Here is a 1,197-nt window from a genome sequence, read left to right on the forward strand (position 1 = left end):
GGTAATCCCCCCTGAAATCAGTACTCGTCAGAAGTAGAATTTTCTCCTAATCGGATCAAGGAAATTTTGCGTGAAGACATCGCGTTTTTCGGACAGCCAGATCATCGCTATCCTCAAGCAGGCCGAAGCCGGCAGCCCAGTCCCTGAGCTTTGCCGCGAGCATGGCATCAGTTCGGCAACCTTCTACAAGTGGCGCGCCAAGTTCGGTGGCATGGACGCTTCATTGATGGCCCGGCTACGCGAACTGGAGGATGAGAACCGTCGCCTCAAAAAGATGTACGCCGAAGAGCGCCTGAAGGCCGAGATCATCCAGGAAGCGATGGCAAAAAAGTGGTGAAGCCATCTCGGCGGCGAGAGATGGCGCAGCGTGCAGTTCGCTCTGGTCGAGCTAGCATCAAGCTGGCATGCCAGGCCTTCGGGGTTAGCGTCACCTGCTATCGCTACCAGCCACGGTTGTCCTCGGAAAATGCCGAGATCGCCGACCACCTGATCCGGCTTACGCACAACCAGCGCAACTGGGGGTTCGGCCTGTGCTTCCTGTATTTGCGCAACGTGAAAGGCCACCGCTGGAATCACAAGCGGGTGTACCGGATTTATCGCGAGCTGGAGCTGAACCTGCGAATCAAGCCGCGCAAACGCATCGTGCGTGAGAAGCCCGAGCCTCTGGCTGTGCCGGAGGCGATCAATCACTGTTGGTCGATGGACTTCATGCATGACCAACTGGCAGACGGTCGCAGCTTCCGCCTGTTTAACCTGATCGACGACTTCAACCGCGAAGCCCTGGCCATGGATATAGACCTCTCACTGCCGGCAGAGCGGGTGGTGCGTGCGCTGGATCAGGTGATCGAATGGCGTGGAAAACCCCGGTCGATTCGCAGTGACAACGGCCCGGAATACATCAGCAGCAAGCTTGTGCTGTGGGCAGAGAAGCATGGCATCCGCCTAGAACATATCCAGCCCGGCAATCCCCAGCAGAATGCCTACGTCGAACGCTACAACCGCACGGTACGTTACGACTGGCTGGGGCATTACCTGTTCGAGTCCATCGCTGAGGTGCAAGAACACGCCACACGATGGATCTGGACATACAATCATGAGCGACCAAATATGGCCCTGGGAGGCATCACCCCCAAACAGAAGTTGGCCCTCGCGGCCTGACCTCTACTTCTGGTGAGTACTAAAAATGGGGGGATTACC

1 protein-coding gene is annotated in these 1,197 nt (G+C 57.1%); it reads left to right on the forward strand.

Annotation, left to right across the window (positions count from 1 at the left end; genetic code table 11):
- Positions 1–70 precede the first annotated feature (70 nt).
- A protein-coding gene (locus tag PA6_RS22260) for an IS3 family transposase (protein ID WP_115287883.1) occupies positions 71–1,158 on the forward strand; the annotation gives its coding sequence in 2 pieces (ribosomal slippage) (positions 71–323 and positions 323–1,158; 1,089 coding nt in all).
- Positions 1,159–1,197 lie beyond the last annotated feature (39 nt).

This window comes from Aquipseudomonas alcaligenes NBRC 14159 (assembly GCF_000467105.1).
Lineage (GTDB): Bacteria > Pseudomonadota > Gammaproteobacteria > Pseudomonadales > Pseudomonadaceae > Aquipseudomonas > Aquipseudomonas alcaligenes.